This is a genomic window from Bradyrhizobium diazoefficiens, from assembly GCF_016616235.1.
In the GTDB taxonomy this organism is placed as follows: domain Bacteria; phylum Pseudomonadota; class Alphaproteobacteria; order Rhizobiales; family Xanthobacteraceae; genus Bradyrhizobium; species Bradyrhizobium diazoefficiens_H.
Map to the genome: position 1 here is coordinate 4,931,659 of NZ_CP067100.1, position 17,883 is coordinate 4,949,541.

The 17,883-nt window shown below is 59.6% G+C and carries 11 protein-coding genes and 2 pseudogenes; 6 read left to right on the forward strand and 7 right to left on the reverse strand.

Annotated features, from left to right (window positions below; all coding sequences use genetic code 11):
• Window positions 1-145: 145 nt before the first annotated feature.
• Window positions 146-2,002, reverse strand: coding sequence for a sensor histidine kinase (locus JJB99_RS23600; RefSeq protein WP_246774956.1), 1,857 nt, complete (start codon window positions 2,000-2,002; stop codon window positions 146-148).
• A 1,153-nt stretch (window positions 2,003-3,155) separates the two neighbouring features.
• On the opposite strand from JJB99_RS23600, the gene JJB99_RS23605 reads away from it, so the two are divergent.
• Window positions 3,156-3,770, forward strand: coding sequence for a hypothetical protein (locus JJB99_RS23605; protein ID WP_200494693.1), 615 nt, complete (start codon window positions 3,156-3,158; stop codon window positions 3,768-3,770).
• A 690-nt stretch (window positions 3,771-4,460) separates the two neighbouring features.
• On the opposite strand, the gene JJB99_RS23610 is transcribed toward JJB99_RS23605, so the two are convergent.
• Both JJB99_RS23610 and JJB99_RS23615 read right to left on the reverse strand, forming a co-directional pair.
• The gene (locus JJB99_RS23610) at window positions 4,461-5,207 is read right to left on the reverse strand and encodes a DUF4145 domain-containing protein (RefSeq protein ID WP_200494694.1); all 747 of its coding nucleotides are present in this window, start codon (window positions 5,205-5,207) and stop codon (window positions 4,461-4,463) included.
• A gap of 44 nt (window positions 5,208-5,251) precedes the next feature.
• Complete coding sequence (locus JJB99_RS23615; protein ID WP_200494695.1) at window positions 5,252-6,043, reverse strand: hypothetical protein; 792 nt, start codon at window positions 6,041-6,043, stop codon at window positions 5,252-5,254.
• Window positions 6,044-7,026: 983 nt separating this feature from the next.
• Between JJB99_RS23615 and JJB99_RS23620 the strand changes: the two genes are divergently transcribed.
• The 5 genes and pseudogenes from JJB99_RS23620 to JJB99_RS36305 all read left to right on the forward strand — a co-directional run bounded on the left by JJB99_RS23620 (window position 7,027) and on the right by JJB99_RS36305 (window position 11,084).
• Window positions 7,027-7,239 carry a hypothetical protein gene (locus JJB99_RS23620; RefSeq protein ID WP_200494696.1) on the forward strand — a complete coding sequence of 71 codons (213 nt, stop codon included), beginning with the start codon at window positions 7,027-7,029 and terminating at the stop codon, window positions 7,237-7,239.
• 154 nt (window positions 7,240-7,393) lie between these two features.
• Window positions 7,394-7,636 (forward strand): IS66 family insertion sequence element accessory protein TnpB, encoded by a 243-nt coding sequence (gene tnpB / locus JJB99_RS23625; protein ID WP_200494697.1) that lies wholly within the window; start codon window positions 7,394-7,396, stop codon window positions 7,634-7,636.
• Between the two features lie 41 nt (window positions 7,637-7,677).
• Window positions 7,678-8,529: pseudogene (gene tnpC / locus JJB99_RS23630) on the forward strand (IS66 family transposase); the annotation flags it as partial.
• A gap of 93 nt (window positions 8,530-8,622) precedes the next feature.
• The gene (locus JJB99_RS23635) at window positions 8,623-9,408 is read left to right on the forward strand and encodes a hypothetical protein (RefSeq protein WP_200494698.1); all 786 of its coding nucleotides are present in this window, start codon (window positions 8,623-8,625) and stop codon (window positions 9,406-9,408) included.
• Window positions 9,409-9,611: 203 nt separating this feature from the next.
• Entirely contained in the window at window positions 9,612-11,084 is a 1,473-nt protein-coding gene (locus tag JJB99_RS36305) for a YecA family protein (protein WP_246774957.1), read from the forward strand.
• A gap of 136 nt (window positions 11,085-11,220) precedes the next feature.
• Here the strand turns inward: JJB99_RS36305 and JJB99_RS23645 are convergent.
• The 4 genes and pseudogenes from JJB99_RS23645 to JJB99_RS23660 all read right to left on the reverse strand — a co-directional run.
• Window positions 11,221-11,349: pseudogene (locus tag JJB99_RS23645) on the reverse strand (Ku protein); the annotation flags it as partial.
• A gap of 53 nt (window positions 11,350-11,402) precedes the next feature.
• Entirely contained in the window at window positions 11,403-14,489 is a 3,087-nt protein-coding gene (locus JJB99_RS23650; RefSeq protein WP_200494699.1) for an AAA family ATPase, read from the reverse strand.
• Complete coding sequence (locus tag JJB99_RS23655; protein ID WP_200494700.1) at window positions 14,486-15,187, reverse strand: ABC-three component system middle component 1; 702 nt, start codon at window positions 15,185-15,187, stop codon at window positions 14,486-14,488. The genes JJB99_RS23650 and JJB99_RS23655 overlap by 4 nt, the downstream gene beginning before the upstream one ends.
• Window positions 15,184-17,685, reverse strand: coding sequence for an ABC-three component system protein (locus JJB99_RS23660; RefSeq protein ID WP_200494701.1), 2,502 nt, complete (start codon window positions 17,683-17,685; stop codon window positions 15,184-15,186). Before JJB99_RS23660 ends, JJB99_RS23655 begins: the two co-directional genes overlap by 4 nt.
• Window positions 17,686-17,883 lie beyond the last annotated feature (198 nt).

Sequence of the window (17,883 nt, forward strand, 5' to 3'; positions counted from 1 at the left end):
CACGCCGGCAATGGCCGCGCCAATGACTAGACTCCTGAAGGGTATTCGCTCGCAGATGCGCGGTCCTCTTGACTCAGATCAATCTTTTAGAGGTCGAACGATCAGACAGCACAATCGCATTCCCGGGATCAGCGTCCCTGGAAATCTATGCCGTCGACAACGGCAGGCTGATTCGAAGCTGAGCCCCTCCACCGGACTGATTTTCCGCAGTGATCCGGCCATTGTGAGCTTCGACGATGGTCCGGGCAATCGCCAGCCCCATGCCCATGCCCTCTGGCTTGGTGGTGAAGAACGGCTCGAAGACCCGCTTGACCTGATCGGACGGAATGCCTGGTCCGTGGTCTCGGATGGAAACTTCGGCCCGGTTGCCGGCACGTACAGCCTCGATGTCAATCTTGCGGACGCTGCCGGCGCAGCCGGTGACGGCATCCATCGCGTTCACGATCAGATTTGTGATGACCTGCTGGAGCTGAATTCGGTCGCCTTTGATCGGAAGCAGGGCCAAATGCGTCACGGCATCGAGCTCGACTTTTCGGGCCGTCGCCAATGGCGCAAGGAAGGTCACCGTTTCCTCGAGAACGTCATTGAGGTCCAGCTCCTTCTCCTCGAACGGCGCCTTCTTGAGCAGACTCCGAAGATGCACGATGACTTCGCTCGCTCGCGCATCGTCACGTCTGATGTCCTCAATGATCTCGTTCAATTCATTTAAGTCTGGATTCGGCGACCGAAGCATCAATGCCGCGCTTTCGGCATTCGTCAGAATGGCGCCAAGCGGCTGATTCAGCTCGTGCGCAATCGATGCGGTGAGTTCGCCCGCCATCGTGTAGCGGTTGACATGGGCGAGTTCCGCGGACTGCTGCCGGGCCTGCACCTCCGCCTTGCGGCGGCCGCGTCGCTCGTGGACGAGGATGCTGATGAGAGCCGCCTGTACGAGGATGACGGATGCAATGAGGAGTATCTGCCAACGATAGGTCTCCCACGGGGACGGGTCACGAAAGTAGACCTCGCTGCCAGGTGGCAGGCTACTTTCGGCAATGTTCCACCGCCTGAGCTGCCGCCAATCGTACTTCGCCGGACCATATTCAAGGGTGGGAATCTTGATGTCGGACGGTCGCTCGCCGCCCAGGATTCGGATCGCCGCTTCCGACGTCTTCTGGGCACTGTCGCCTGCAGACGTCATCGGGCCGCCGACAGTCTCGCCGCCAAAGAACGAGTCATCATAGGAAAAAATCGGCGCATTGGCGGCGGCGTAGAGCTCCTTGAGCGCCTGCTCGCCTTCATGGCTGGCGCCGGTCGCATCCACCTGGACCTGAACCCAGAAGATCGCGCTGTCCGGCGGAAGGCGAGCCGCCTCCTTCAAAATGTCGGCAAATGAAAGTCTATTCCAGAACAGCAAGTGCACGTTGGGCAGAACCGGTTCAAGCTCCTTGCGGATCTCATTTTGCCAGAAGCGTTCGTTCGGAGAATCGCCGACCACGACCGCAATCGTCCTTGTCGCGGGCAAGAGCCTGACGATATTCCCAAACAGCGCAGGAACGTCCTGCCGCACGGCAACCACAGCATCATTGTCCGAGAGTGCCGAACGCTGCACCCGCCGCTCCTCGACCGCCGTCATTACCATCGGGGTGGACGGAAACAGTTGCGGCCGATTTCGCTGGACGAACGAGGCCGCCGGCCCTCCCAAGGCAACGATGAGGTCGGGGGCACCGCGCGCGAACAATGCGCGCAGATAGTCCGCAAATTCAGCTTCCACGTTCCGGTCTTCAAAGCGGGCCGTTGCGACGGAGAAATCCTGGATGTCGATCGGCCAGCGCGATTGACGTTCGAGCTCCTGTCGGAGTGCCGTCGAATAGTCCCGCCATGGCTTGAAGTTTGGGCCGTACGAATTGAACATGATGATCCGCTTCAGCCCTGGAGCAGCGCCATCTGCAGCCGCGGCAGAAATCGCACTCGCAGTTACTGCCAAGAAAAGCCATGCGGCTGCAAGCCACCTTCCGGCCACCGTACCCTCCCATGCCCGATTTGCTCGGTGAGGCAGCGCGGAGCGCCCAAACTACGACTCCGGTTTTCGCTCAGTATCAGCTTAGCACTGATAGATTGTAGATTTAACCCTGGTGCCCGCCGTCGATGCGCCCTGATGACGCTCTTTGGGCGCGAAGCCTTGGCAGATTGACGTTGGAATCCCGTACTTAGCGGATCAAGAACTTGAGTTGGGCGCAATATCGGGTGCAGAGCCCACCTCTACTGCAAACATGCAGCGCTTCCGTGGTCAGAATCGAGCTCGCGCCCCCCCGTACTGATCACGGATGAGAGAACGAACCCGCCGATTTCCACGCTGGCTACTCTACCATCCTCTCGTAAGGAAATCGCGCTTTAGCTTCGCGCCGCCTTCGTTCAAATAGAGGTGCAACGGCCACGGGAGCAAACGCAGAACGCACATGAAAAGACACTGGTGACAAGTTTGCGATTGAGCGACATCGGCGCGAGACAACGGACGTGCTCAAGGACCCAGTCGGCCCCGACCGGCACATCATTTGATGGAAACCCTGCTTGGGAGACCACGGAGCGATGACGGATCAGAATACGAGCCCGCCGTTTCTACGCTGGGCTACGCCACTGCGCTCTCGCGAGGAAAACGTGGTTTTTCGTCGCGGGGAGTTGAGTCAATGGAAGATGCGACACTACAGGAGCAAGCGCTGGACCAAGACACGCTGCCAACAGTGGAGAGAACGTAATATTTGCTGAGAGTAACAACCTAGGATGAGAGTAACAATGTGGGGAAGGAAAATCGCGAAAACTTCTTTCGCATCAATGGTCTATACCCTTAGTGCGCTCGGAGGGCGGACTCATCTGCTGTAATTTGAACGGGTTACGGTGGAGGATAACGAGTTTTGGTGCATTTCGCGCTCAAAAGTGTCTTTAGCCCGACCGTTGTAGAAGAGCCCTGTCCCAAGCGAGCTCAGGTCGGCTCTCCGCTACCCCGCGGTCGACCTCGGACATCCCGCTTTTAAGGCCTTAAGAAACTCGCAGTGCTTCTTTTCTTGTCGAAGAACTCCGCGAGATCCTTATACATATGTTCTTGTTTTGTTCAAAAACTTGTCTGAAAACAAAGGCTTGGAATTTGCGAAACCTTGGTTTCGTGGTACAGAGGAGGAATGAACAGCCCGAACCTCGATAGCGTGCGGAACCGGCGGCGGCGGATTTGGTCGCAGATCTCCGCCCTATGCGAGGAGGACCGGGACCTTTACACCGCCGAGAAGGTGCTGCTCCGCTTGTCGGGCACGACCGAGAAGGCCTCGCTGCCGATGACGGTGTTGCCGCCGCAGATGGGCACGGCCTCCACCGAGATGAACGCCCTCCTCTCCTCCAGCTCCTACGGCATCACGACCAGGCTCCACCCCGCCGAGTTCACGCAACAGGACCTGGTCGAGGCCGAGCGCGACTTCGCCAATGCCGAGGAGGAAGAAGAGGAGGAAGAGGAAGGCGAAGGTGATGACGACGGCGGCGCCGGACTGGTCAGGATTGTGCGCGACGTCATGACGGGCAACGAGACCTTGGAGCAGCTGACGCTGCTGCTCATGCGCAACTGCGGCGACACCTGGTGGACGGCCAGCGAGATCCAGAGCTTTCTGACGCACATCAAGGGCCGAGAGGTCCCGATGGCCAGCATCTCGCCAATGCTGACGAATCTCAAGAACAACGGCGTAATCACCCGCAGCGGCCACGAAATCGCACTGTCAGAACGCGCGAAGGAGGACGTCTTCAAGTGATTACGGCAGTAAAACCCACGTATCCCTGTTCATTAGTGGAGGAGAACGGCTGAGTCGCCTTCCGGTGACTCTTGTTTTTTTGGTAGTTTCGACTTGTGCGACCACCGATTCGGTCTGGCCCCGTCCTTTTTCAAAGGTTTGGGCGCTGAATCACAGGCCCCAAAGGGCGGCGGAACCATTCCGTCATCGGTGAAATAGGAGGGACAAAATGCTGTCCTGTCCGTTGCACATGCCCGTGCGGGTGGTGGCCTATCGGCGCTTCCGGCTGGGACGTTGGGAGAACGTATGCTCCCATTGTAGGGGACTGCCGAGCCGGTGACAGGCTCGACAGTCGTAGTCCTACAAAGGAGGGGCTGCCGCAAGGCGGCCCCTCTGCCATTTCCGGGGTCGCCCCCGGAAATCTGGTACCCGACCCGGCAAAATTCGGTCGGCAGAAACTGAGTGTGAGTTCAATGGCGAGTCGCTCTCGCCAGAGCCTCGCTGGGGACATGTTACCATCTGGTTAAGATGGACCACCGTACGTCCTCCCGCCGGATTGACTTATTGAGTCGTCAACTTCTTGTTGACTCTTTGTAGTGCGGGTTTTCCACCCGTACAACCCCTGTACGGGCCTTTCCAGAAGCTTTGGTGTCACCCGATGAGACAATTATGGGCATTCTGACACCACCTTGGTACCGCGGTTGACGCAACCTACCTATGAGCCTTGAGGCGCTTGATGATGTCCTTAGTGCTCTCGCCGCGGTCCTTGAACAGGTCCTCCAGAGCACGCTCGTACAGCTGGTAAGCATCGAGTATCGCAGCCTGTGACACCTTCGAGCTGTGTGCACCAAGGTTCCCGATGGTACGCAGTGCATGCAGGGTTTCTGAGTGCTCGATGGTGCCAACCTTCTTCGCGAACTTGTCGATGCGTGCAGAGAGGTCGAGCACCCTACGTTTGCCGGGCTTCGAGGGGTTCTTGGTGTCCTTCTGGATGCGCGTCTTTGCGACACCAAAGTGGTCCATCATCCGCTCCAGGCTGGTACGCAACCGGGATGCACACACGCTGTAGTCCACCCAGTAGAGCTCGAAGGACAGCTTCACCTCCTTCACCACCTCGACTGGTGTCTTCTTTGGCACCTCGACGATCGGCGGTGCAGGACGCATATAGTAAGGCCTGTACGTAGGCACCCACTCCAACTCGTTTTCTGGAGTAACCTCCTGGTCCTGCCACACCTCTCCAGCAACTGACACCACTTCGCCGCACGCGGTGTTGGCGCACTCCAACAGCATCACGAACCGATCGGGTGTATTGGGGTCGAAGTGGTCGGTCCTTGCATAACGTGGGATCTTCGACTTGAGCGTATCCTTGAGCATCCGCAGATTGCCGTTGCATCTGGGGCAAGGCAAAAATGGCCAGCCGACGCTGTTGAGCGCCCCCTTCCATAGTGACTTCTTCAAGCTTCGCCCCCCAACTCGTCCGCCAGATTGCAGGTACCTGCAACCTAAATCGCCGCTCCGAGGATCTGCGTGATCGCCTGGCCGATCTCACTGACGGCCACACGCATCCCAACTTCCTTCGCCAAACCGACAAGACGCTCGGACCAGCGCTTGAGCTTGACGGGATCGGGGGCCGGCTTGACCGCCTCATCCTTCACGACTTCCGCGATATCTCGGAAGCCTTCCTTCTGGGTTTGCTCCAGCTGCTGAAACTCAGGTGACGCCAGAGCCCTGTCTATTGCTGCCACCAGCTGCTGATGGTGCTGGATAATGGCCGACTGCGAGAACTCTCCGACACCAACCTGTTGGACCGCTCCAGGGCTGTTCGACTGAGTGTTGACGATGCTCACGACCGGATCTTTTTTCATCCGCTCATTCCCCATTATGCCGTGCGTGAAATCCCTGACCTTGCGAGTCCGCATCTCACCAAGCTCCACGCGGAGCTTATTGAAGTGAGGGGCAACGGTCGGCTCGTCGAGCCCCGTCCCTCCCCCACAAGCAATCATCTTGTCCATCAGAAGATCGACGATCCGGCCGGCAAAGTAGTCGAGCGGTTTCACGACGTCCGGGCCGTTCTCGCCCGTCAGGTTGAAGGCAAAGAGCGCAGCCTTGTCGAACTCTTCGCCAAACGTCTTTCGGATCGCCTCCCCGAACATGACAAGAGTGACACCGCTTGCTAACCGTCCGGCCGCAGCGTTCCGGCGCATGATCGCGTTAAATACGGCTTCGCCTAATATCGCGGCGTCGTATGCACGGTCGTTCAGGCTAGCGCCTAGGTAAGCCGGATCGTACCCCATGGCGTCGCCCCCTAGTGCAACCAAAGCTTCGAAGCTCCATAGATAGCTGCAGCCCCTGCAGCAATCCACCAGGGCCGCGCAACGGATCGAGGACGAGTAGCCAAATGGCCTAGCCAGGCCGTCAGAAGCGCTCCCTTCGTCTCACCGTAGCTTTGCTTCAGATCTCCACTGCATTTGGCGATTTCAACCAAATCCGAAACCCTTGTATCCTGCTCAGACACAGCCGATCTCCTTCTCCGGGGGAGCATCCCCGAAGCTGCACCTTCTCATTTGTCCTGCGGCGTTAAGCGATAGCGCTCGCTTACCCGACTACACTTCCCGAAGCTTTAATTCAGCACCACTCTTGACTCGAATTAAAACTCACGGCAGGCGAATCAAAGCAATCACTAACTTCCGTTACCTAACTAAGATACTGCATTTCGGTGCCCAAAACGACAAGGGCAGAACCTTCGTAGTGGTACCAATCCTGTACCACGGCACAACACTGCTATTTCGGTTTATCTTAATTCGTATTTTTGCACTTGTTGGTGTCACTGTGACCGCAGCTCGTGAGCGCTGCTATCACTTCGTCGCATCTCGGCGCGTGAAGGACATCGCCGAGATCGAGCGGTCGTCTGCCATCCGCCAGGCCGAGGCTAAAGTTGAAATGCTCAAAAAACGCGGACCGCCATCATCGCTGAGATGCGTCCGACTCAATCATACACCTGCCGCATACCAACCATCCTAGAGGCCGGAGAGTCTTTGGAAAATTCACCTTCATGGCTGCTTCTGGCACGCGGCAGATTGTTGTTTTTACTTAGAAACTAATGGCTTCTGTGGCGTGCGTTACACGCCGGAAAGTCTCCCGCAGGTCGCGGTGCCAGTAACAAGATATTTCATCGCGATACAAAACAAGGGGTACCCTATTGATCAGTAACCCGCCTGGTGTACACAGATTCTAGTCCTCCCGGTTTCACCTCATAACTTAAATGAAGAGGTGTGCCGTGACAGACCAATCCCCCGAATTCAGGTTCGATTACGAAGACAAGAACGGCAAGGTTTCGACGAACCGACCCGAGGTCGTTCAATGGGCTGTCGCCATCAAGCTTGTTGCCCAAGGGTTGGCTTACCTGATCTTGGCAGCCGGCGCCGTCTACACGCTCTACGCCCGCGGTGGCGACGTTGTGACGTTCCTCTCGCGCTTTGTCGGCAAGTGATCAGACGCCGAAGAGCGAATGGTCCAAAGCATATGCCGCAACCCACGCTGCGTCGGCCGCGTCTTTCGTTTAGATTTTTGCCCCAGCGACCTTTTGCAGCCGCCTGCATTTCCGGCTTCTTGGCGTTGCCCTTGGCCGTGGCGTGGTCTTCAGCTTGCTGGCCTTCAAGCGAGACCCTCACGGCGGCGACCTCTATGTGTTCCGTGGCAAAAGCGGCAAGCTGATCAAAATTCTTTGGCACGATGGACTAGGCATGTCGCTTTGCGCCAAGCGGCCGGAGCGTGGCCGCTTCCTGCGGCCATCGTCGGCTGATGGCGTGGTGATAATCACGCCGGCCCAGGCGAATGCCGCAACATACCTGGCGACCGCAGGCGGCCGGCTGATCGCTATGATTTGAATCGACGGCACGATTGGCAGTCCGGACAGAGACGGCCTCTTATGTTTCTCTGGTCGGCGATGGGCGCCGATGATTCTCTCCCCGACGATGTGACCATGCTGCAGGCGACGCTGCGCGCCGAGCGAGCGGCCCGATTGGCCGCGGAGGCAGAAGCCCAGGCGGGGACATTGCTGATCGAGAAGCTCAAACTCACGATCAAGAAGCTGCGGCCCGAGCAATTCGGACAGCCCTCCGAGCAAGGCGCGTTGCTGGATCAGCTTGAGCTACAGCTCGCCGACCTGGAGGTGAACGCGGCGCAAGCTGAGACCGCGGCGCAGATGACAGCCGTGCCATCGTTTGGGCGCCGCAAGCCAGCCCGCCAGCCGCTGCCGGAGCATTTGCCGTGGGAGCGCATTGTCTATCCAGTGCCGGCCTCCTGCCCATGCTGCGGCGACAGCCGGTTCCGCAAGATTGGCGAGGACGTGACCGAGAGGCTGGAGCTTGTTCCGCGCCAGTGGAAGGTGATCCAGCACGTGCGCGAGAAGCTCGTCTGCTGGGCCTGCGAAGCGATCAGCCAGCCGCCGGCTCCCTCGCCTCCGATTGCGCGCGGGCGTGCAGGGCCCAAGCTGCTAGACCATCTTCTGTTCGCCAAGTACGGCCTGCACCTACCGCTTCATCGTCAGAGCGATGTCTACAAGCGTGAAGACCTCGATCTCGACGTATCGACGCTCGCGGACTGCGTAGGTACTTCCGCTGCAACCCCGACGCCTCTGGTCGACGCGATCCGGGGCCACGTCTTCGCAGCCGAGCGCATCCACGCGGATGACACCACGGTGCCGGTCCTGGCAAAGGGCAAGACCCGGACCGGCCGGCTCTGGACCTACGTGCGCGACAACCATCCGTTTGCCGGCCAACCCACGTTACGTACTCGATGGCGCCCTCGAGGGTTAGAGACCGTCGACGGGGCCAACGCCCGCTTCCCTCCGCCGACCTCCTGGAGACGTTAAGTGAAATACGATTTGCCCGGCCTCTCTCCCCTCTGGCTGATTTCCTTGGCGATGGTACTCGGGACACTGATCGTCACACTGTTACCCGTGGCGATTGCGTCTGGCGACACGATCAAAACGTCGGACTGGATCGGGTTTGCGGGGAACGTGGTGAGCGGAGCTATGACTCTGCTCGCAGCTGCGATTGCCTGGCGTGCTGTACGTCGGCAGATCGCCGCAGCGAAAGAAATGGCCGAAATGCCGGAAAACGAAGCGTGGGAGATCATTGGTCAGGACCTCGCACTTCTTTGTGCGGGCGTAAATGCGTACTGGAAAAGCATCGACCTCGCCTCTCAGCCGGCATCGAACAAGGAATTGGTGGAGTGGCGCTTCGGCGCGATCCTTGAGTATTATCATGAGCTCCCGAGCCAAACGGACATCAACCGCCTAGAGATGGCTGGCCAGAGCCTCGGTCCACGCAGACGTAGGCACGTTGCGTCTCTGGTCCACATTCTCCGCGAGCTCATGCGAAGAGCTGAGCATTTCGAGACCGGACCGCCCAACGGGTACCATGACGCTTTGCGCTGGCGTGATGGCCGTTTGCCTTCACTGCGTCTGCTGCTAACTATCTTCGCAACTGAGGTGAACAGGCTCGATCCTGTTCTCGCTGAGGGCTTCAAGGGTCGTCACCACGTAGAGACGAATACTCAGTCCCATCGCGAGCGGTTGGACCAATCGTGGCGTGAAACGCTCGACAGCGAGGAGTGGGTCAAGCGCCGTTTGGTCCAAGGTGACCGCTCGTCATGAGGTCGAGAGGCCCGAGCTCGTCATTGCACGCTGCGGAACGACTTCTTCGGCGCAGGCGCTCTCGGATGCGATAAGAATTCGCGCTGAGACGCTAGACTCCATATACACTGTTGATTGGGAGCCGGTGAAGGCACTGTAATCTCAGCTCGATTCGGCTTGAGTGCCGAAGTGGTCCGCGCCGCATAGGAATGAGAAGGTAGCCCGTGAACGCGAAATCTGCCGGCGTAACGGAAACGGAACGGATGCTTGCTGATTTCTGCCAGAGGTCCTTCCTCAAGCTGTGGAGCTATCCCAATCCCTTCAAGGACGATGGGCACGAGTTATGTGACCTGCTCGCCGTTTTCGATAACCACGTCTTCATCTTCTTCGACCGCGAGAACAAACTGCCGGAAGGGCCCGATAAGGATCCGAAGGTCGTGTGGGACCGATGGAAGCGCAACGTCATCGATCGCCAGGTGAAGACTGCGCACGGCGCCGAACGCTACCTCCGCAATGGCAGGCCGATTTTTTTGGATGCCAAGAGGACCGCATCCTTCCCACTCGCTATCGACGCTGAAAACTCGGTCGTTCACAAGATTATCGTTGCACATGGAGCCAAGCAGGCATGCGAACGAGCGTCCCCTGACAACATTTATGGCAGTCTCGCCATCGCTTACACGGAAACCGACGGCGGCCCAACCGAGCCCTTCCATATCGAGATCGACAGGCGCAACCCGGTCCACATCCTGGACAGCCACAACATGCCTATCGTGCTCGGTGAGCTTGATACTGTCGGCGACCTCTCGGCGTATCTCGACGAAAAAGTGCGGGCGGCTTCAGCCTTCGACTATCTGACCTATTGCGGTGAGGAAGACCTCCTAGGCCACTACCTGCTGAACTACGACGAGGCCAACAAGCGCAATGTGATCGGGCCGAAGAATGAGAATGAGGCTGTCAATGGCATCATGATCGGCGAAGGTGAATGGCACGACTTCATCCAAACCGATCTCTACAAAAACACGAAGAAGGTTAACCGCGTCTCGTACTTCTGGGACCAGCTGATTCAGCGCACGTGCCAGAACAGCCTGGATGGGTCACTCGGCGGTAACTCCAACATATTGCGCGGCGAGAGCGCGATTTATGAAATGGTGAAGGAGCCGCGCTTCATGCGCCGTGGCCTTGCAGAGAAGATGCTGACGGCGGTGCAGCGATTTCCCGACGCCGGTCCGTTCTCCAGGCAAGTCACGTTCCTCCCGTCATACCAGCCAAATGTCGCCTACGTCTTACTGCAACTGCGTGCACCCGATGCGTATCGTGCCGAGCCAGACTACCGCGAGAAGCGCCGCGCTGTGCTTGAGGTCGCATGTGGAGCTGCAAAGAACAAATTCCAAGACCTCGTGAAGGTTATTGGGATCGGCATCGACGCACCAAAGTTCTCGGGCGGCACCAATGCAGAGGATTTCATCCTCATGCCGTGTGAGACGTGGACGCAAGATTTGAGAAGCCACTACGAGGAGCAGAACCAGGATTGGAATTTCTTTGTTACGTCCAACCTTCGCCAGCATAACGATCTGGTGACCCAGTTTGTGCAGCCTCCGCATCCCAGCAAACCGGCAACGCCAGGCAAGATCGGACGCAATGACCGATGCCCGTGCGGTAGCGGCCTGAAATACAAGAGATGCTGCCTACCGCGGTAAACTGGCCGCCCACTTCGCAAACAGCGCGTTCGTGGCCTCGCCGAGCTCAAGGGATCGGTTTGTGTAGCCAACAAGGCCATCGTCGAAGGCTTCGATCGCCAATAGCAGAAGCTCGCGCGAGGTTTCGATCGGCACCGAGGTCGAGCATGTCCTTGGTAACTTTCACGTCCTGGATCTCGTCGAAGTACTCCTGCTCGTAGCGCACCTCATACCGGTAGCGAAGCAGCGTACCGACGAGCCCCTTGTCCATAGGCTCTAGCTCAAGAGGCTCAGTTTAGTGTGGTGACAGAAAGCGAGGCCGGTGCGGACCAGTTAGAATTAGGCCAACTTCGCCTCGGGCACGGCAAGGAGGCGGCGCGCCGCTGAATTGTGTCGCGGAGGCTCGGCTCTGACCCCATCCTTGGACGCTCCAATAAGCTCGACAATAGTGCATGGCAATCCGGCCGCATCAAACTTTCGCGCAATGAACTCGCCTTCGTCGCGCTTATGGCTTGACATGATCAGCTGATAGCCCTCGAGCTCCACAAGATTACGCATCACATCAACGAAGGCTGCAGCATGAATAATGTCGTTATGCTGCAGCGGATCGTCAAGCAGCAGGGCTCGCCATCGCGACCAACGATAAGCAGTGCTGGCCGCACAAAGAATGCTGAATCCGTTTGCTGCCATCTGTCCTTCGCTCAACACGAGTTGTGGTGGCAAGTTGGTTCTGTACTGCGCATTCTCAATGGGATCTGCGTAACGCAGCTGCATCGCGAGCGCGGTGCGCTCGACAGTGTGATCGGCGCTGAATTGCACCGTCTCGCCCGAAGTACTGAGCAGTGCACGGTTGAACGCATCGATCAGATCATTGAGCGGAAGCAGGAATTGTGTCGAGAAGCTCTCCGCCTCAGTTCTGAGCTTTTCGCCATATGCGATCACTGCGTCCCTGGTGGCACCTGTGAGCCGAAGCGACGAGCGCGCAGCTTGCAAGCTTTTCTGAAGCGTCTGCTCGTGAACGACGGGATTGTCCGCGGCGCCTTCCCCACCCTCCCGGTTCATCAACTCGCGCAACGCGCGCAACTCGTCTTGCGCCAGCCAAGCTTCGTGGCTCCGCGACAAGGCATTTATTTCCTCGAGATGCGCAAAGAGCGCCGTCGCGCGATCTCCCAAGTCTTTTTCGTAGATGTCGACGGTCTGGGCTGACGGATCGCCGATCATGCCAGACTTAAGCCAAGCGGCGGCCGTCGCCGATCGGTTGGTCTTCGCAGTGTCAATCGCTGCGGCGACGCGGTCGCGATCGGCCTCAGCCGCAGCGAGCCTTTCGCGCGCGATCGATTCTGCGTTTGCCGCCTGAGCTCGCAACAACCTGAGGTTCTGCGAGCTGGCGCGCTCTGCTTCTAGCAGCCTGCCCTGTGCGGTGACAGCGGCCTCGGCTGTCTCGACGCTCCATGGCTTCACAATCTCGACGAGAGAGTCCTCAATCGCACGTAAGGTCACCTCGCATCGCGCACGCCGCTGTGTAGCAGCCGCAAGTCGTTCATCGAGTGACATCAGCTGTGCGCTTAGCGCGTCGACGCGCAATTGGGCTGAACTAACATCGTCGGGACTGCCGCCAACATCGCGAATATGCGCTACGCGGACTCGCGCTCCCTCGGCCAGCCGCTCAGCAACCAGCGTTTCAAGGTCGCTGTCACTACTTACACCGAGCCCGGTTGCGATCGCGTCGCGTTCGGCCGTTGCTCCTGCCTCCGCCAGAGCGGCCGCGGTTTCTGCTGCGACCGCCGCGGTAATCGCAGCATGCGCTTCGGCAAGAGCTTCGGCTGCGGCTTTTGAACGATCCCGTAACGCGTCAAGCGCGCGGATCTCTTCGGCAAGCTGAACGTCCTGGCTAGCAAGTGCGTTGCGCGCACGCTCCTGCAGCTCACCGGGAGCAAAGGTGCTCGTACAAATCGGACACGTAGTGTCGTTGTGTCCGATATGCGTCGCAAGACCGGATAACAGCTCCGCGAGCTGTGATGCATCGCGTTGGCGTACCGCAAGCTGGTCCTCAGCCGCAGCCTGTGCCTCGCGGGTCCCCTCGACCGCGCGATCGAGCTCAGGCAACTGAGCGCGAGCGCGATTGGCGATATCGTCGGCCGCGGTGGCGGACTTGCGCTTATCGGACGCCTCGATTTTCTGCGCCTCCAACGCTGCGACACGCGCCGACCAGAGCTGGAGGGTCGATTGCTCGTTGTCCAGCTGACCGAGCCTCGCTTGCGCTTCATTTGCGCGGGTGACGGTATCCCGGGCAGCCGCGACGTCCTGCCTGCAAGCCTCATGCTCGACTTTGAGAGCTGCTTCAGTCTCTAGCACAGCTTGACGCTCGGCATCGAGCGACGCGAACTCGGCGATTGCCGTGCGGACCCTGACGCACTCGTCATAGTCTGATTGAGCCCGGGCAACGATTTCGGTCTGCACTCCCGCGGCCTTGTCAGCCTGGCTCGCCGCGAGCATTGCCTCGCTCAGCTCTGCGGTCGCCGCAGCGACGGCTTCTTTGGCGGCAGATAAGCGGGCACCGTCAGGATCTATCAGCGCGAATGCTTCGGCGAAGCGAGCAGCAAGACCGCGCAGACCGTCCAGCCCGGCGCGATCCTGGGCGACTTTGCGCAGGTCAGCCTCGATCACCTGACGGACCTTCGATAGACGCTCTGTGAAGTCCGCGGTGTCCTCGTCCCCGCTAGATAGCGTACGAGCAATGGCGGCGATCCTCTCGCCGAGCACCGCTTCGGATTCCGCCCCGACCGCCGCGCCGCGCGTGCGGAGATCGGTCAGCCTCGTGACGTTTCCGCGCCAATCTTCGAGTGCCCGTTCGGCGATATTGACAAGACTCTCTTCTCGCTCGGCGCGGCGCCTAAAGGCATGGGTCGTCGCCCGGCCTCTCAGCGCGGTTCGGATTGATTCCAGTCGATCTATCCCGCTCGGCCCTTTGAGCGCCTGCCATTGATCGGCCTGGTCGCGGCTGGTAAAGCGCTGCTGCGAAGCTTGACCGAGAAAATGCGTGAAGCCGAGATAGGCCGCGATGTCCTTAATCTCGGTCCAATTTGGATCCTTCAGCAAGCCGATCAAGGCGTCTTCGGCTGGCTTTTCGCGCAACGCGCGGGTCAGCGGCTCGCCCTCCGAAAATGTCAGACTTACTCGATGTGTTCCCAGCTCGGCATCCCGACGCGTAAGGTAGGCGCTTTCGTCAAGACGGCCAACGAAATCTCGGAAGCGCCGGATGCTGCCCGTGAGACACCATTCAATCCCATCGAAGAAGCTGCTCTTGCCCAGGCCATTGGTCCCGACGAGCAGCGTAAGCCCCGGCCCCGGCGGAATTGGTAGGGCAAATTTGCCAAATGTCCGAAAGTCGTTGAGACGCACCTCGCGAAGGAAGATTTCGCTCATCGTGCACTCCGTCGCTGCCAAGAAGCAACCAATTCGTCTACCAGAAGATCGGCATCGATATCGGGCTGACTCGCCAGGCGGCTCCATTCACCTGCGGTGTCGCGTGGAATATCGCCATCCGTCGCGGCACGGCTCACATTGTCAAGCGGCGCCATCGAGAAGACTGCGTCGGTGACCCACGGCCGGGCGAGAAAACTACGCTTGATGAAATCTGCGAAGCTATCTTCATCGGCATTCGCGTCGAGCGGGCGCAGCCAGACCAGCTTGCGCGCTACGCGCTCGTCGCGTTCGGCGACAAGTGCCAGCGCACGCCAGCGGTCGACACCTTCGCTTCCACGTGGGCCAAGCAGTATAGCATGCAAATCGAGCGCCGCCGGTGGACTTAGATAGGACCGAGCAACAACGCATTGGTTACGCACACGCCGCAGGACGTCGCCGATACGATTCTCCTCGGGCGCTTCCGGTAAAAGTGTGAGCAGCACGCCGTACCGCCCGATCTGCAACCCGCGGGCATGATTGGGCAGATCACGCGGTTCGAGCCGGGCCGAGGGCGTTTCGCGCCCACCCGCAAAGGTCTGGCTGGCATAGTCTGGCCTGGATTCTACCTTGATTTCGAGCTGGCTCGCTCGGCGAATAAGCAGGCGCTCGCCCGCCTCGAGGGCATCTTGGGCGGGCGATGCCGAAACGGACTCGCTCATAACGCTTGCTCCTCGACTTCGATGTCAGCTTTCAACCTAGCGAAATGATCCTCTTCCATGCCGAGCAACAAGGCCGTCAGCGCGGCCGCGCCGGCTTGGGCTGCGGCGCGGTACTGCGCATCGACCGTTACCATCAGTTTTCCGTCCCCACCAGCTTGTCCTAAAAGCGGCCCGCTACCGATGACCTTGCCAAGCGAGCTGTTTGCATCGGCGATCACTGCGAGTGGAGTCGACTGCATAGGCAGCAGGACGAATTCGGTCGTCCAGGCGTGGCGCAAAGCAACGAGTGCCATTTCCTCGCTATCGACCAGGCCGGCCGCGCAGGTATGACCGGTCCGCTCGGTTCCTTGGTTATCGCGGCCGAGATTACCCGGATGCGCACCGCGCGGCGTTGTGACTTGCCACGCGGTCGCGACGGTCAGCGCGACAGCACAGGCTCGGATGAGCTGGACAAGAAGCAAGCGTCCGGCCAGCACCGAGGCCTCGCCCGCGGCAGCCACATCATCCTTGGCGCAGACAGCGAGGCCGAGAAACCGGGCCAGCAGGGCGGGCTGCGCCTGGAACCGCTGCTTCCAGTCCAGCCAGATCGGCTCCATCTGCTGGCGAAGATCGGGCGCGGCCACGAACGACACCGCGTGACCGGGATCATCCCCTTGTTGGATATAGCGCGTCAGATGGCGATCCGCGGCATCAAGCAGCCAACCATCGAGCGCTCGATTGATTGTAGCGGCGAGTTCGTTTGGCTGCATGGTCGCTGGGCTTAGGATGGAGGTGTTGCCGCCGAGCGCCCTTAGCGTCGGTAGCGGCAGTCCGCCGGCACTGGGCGACTCGCTGGAGAGCGCACCCAAGAATGGGCGCCAGCGTGCCACGTCGACGAGCAGTTCCGCGCGCTTCGCGTGGATCGTCAAGCGTGCGATCGCGTGGGCAAGAGTGGTCCCAAGTTGTTCGGGCGCGTCGACCACGGTGAGCTGGAGTAACGACTTGTCTTCGGACCACAGCGAAGCGACATCCTGGAGCCGGACGTCGCCGCTCCATCGAGCATGGTCGCCGACGAGCCCCAGCTTTGCGCTGCGCGGCATAGCGGCCAGCACCGCGTCGATATGATAGCGCGGCGGCGGTAGCCTTGCCTGCATCGCCAGATGCTTGAAATGATCTCGCGTTGAAGGGTTCAGCTTCGGTGCGATGCTGTCTTCGGGGAAAGACCGCGCCCAGGCGGCGTGCTCGGCATCATAGCCCGCGAGCAAGTCAACAAAGGGCTGTCGAATTGATGCACGCCCAGGACCACGTCGGGCGATCACCCAGTCAGCGACGACCGTCATCGCCCCGCAAGCAAAACGCCGCGTCCCTTCCGCGTCACCGGGGTCGGAAGCGATTTGTTGCACGTCATCGCAGACGACATGCCGGAAGGACTGAGTGCCAGGCTGCGCGCAAGCCTTTTTCAGCAGGTAGACGGCCAATCGGTTCAGCCGGGCGGTCTTAATCGACAGAAGCTCGGGTTCGCGTGTCTGGAAAAAGAGCTGGACACCGTGGCGCAGTTCCCCTCGCATCTGGTCGACCAATCCGAGAGTTTCGACCTGCGGACCGATCGCATTGTCATAGGCTGCAATGAAATCGAACCCCTCTCCCCTTGCCTCGGCGGCAAGGGCTTCGACATCGATCGCCAACAATGCGCCACGCATGGCTTGGACGCCGGGACGCTGCGCGATACCGCGGACAATGGCATCGTGTTGAAAGGTCGAGCTGGCGGCGGCGATCAGATCAATCAAACCACCATCGCCATTGCCGCTGACTAGGAACGTCGGTCGCGGGTTGCCATCGATTGCCGCTCCTGGTACCCCCGCATCGTGCCAGTAACTGGCGGTTTCGGTTCCCGGAAGCGCGAAGCGACTTTCGATTCCGAAACCGATCGCAAGCACAACGACGTCGGCTTCCAGGCTGGCTTGTTTGCGCAGCCCACCGTCTGCGTCTCGCTCGAAGGTCACGATGAAACGGCCAGCCTGGGGCGTAACGGTTGTGACCTGCTGACCCTCGCGCACCGTGAGATGGCCTTCGACTGCTGATCGGACTTCGCCGAATTCGCGCAGAACCGCATCGCGGACGTCTTTGGCCGGCCCCGAGCGCCAGTCGAGTAGCGGGAGTTCCGCGAGTTCGTGATCGGCATCGGGATTGGGCCAATCGTAAATGTGTGGGTCTAGGCGACGACGTTGCGAATCAAATTGCAGCGGCAGTAAGCGCTGCGCCTTTTCGAAAAGATGGACGTCAGTCCCACCTTGCAGGGCCAACCCCGCGGCCAGCGTGACACCGGCGGCGCCGCCTCCGATCACTGCGACGCGGGCATTTGCCGGCAGCAGGTGCTCGTGCCACAGCGCGTGAGCCAACTCCAACCCGCGAACCTGCTGCGAATAGAATGTAATGCGCGTATCGTAGAAGCCGAGCACATAGATGCCCGGATGGGCCGTGACACGTGCTCCGGCAATGATGTCCGCTGGATTCAGCACAGCGCGCGCTCAGCCCACTCGAAGATGGCTCAGCCGCACCGTGCGCGCTACGGCGCACAGGCCAATGCGATCTAAACAGTTTGGCGCGATGTCCATTTTGGACGACTTTACTGATGGTCACCGAGTAGGTCACACGCCATAGCGTGTATTGCAAGCATTGATTGCATCTTTGGCCTACGAACGACATTCGATCTCTGA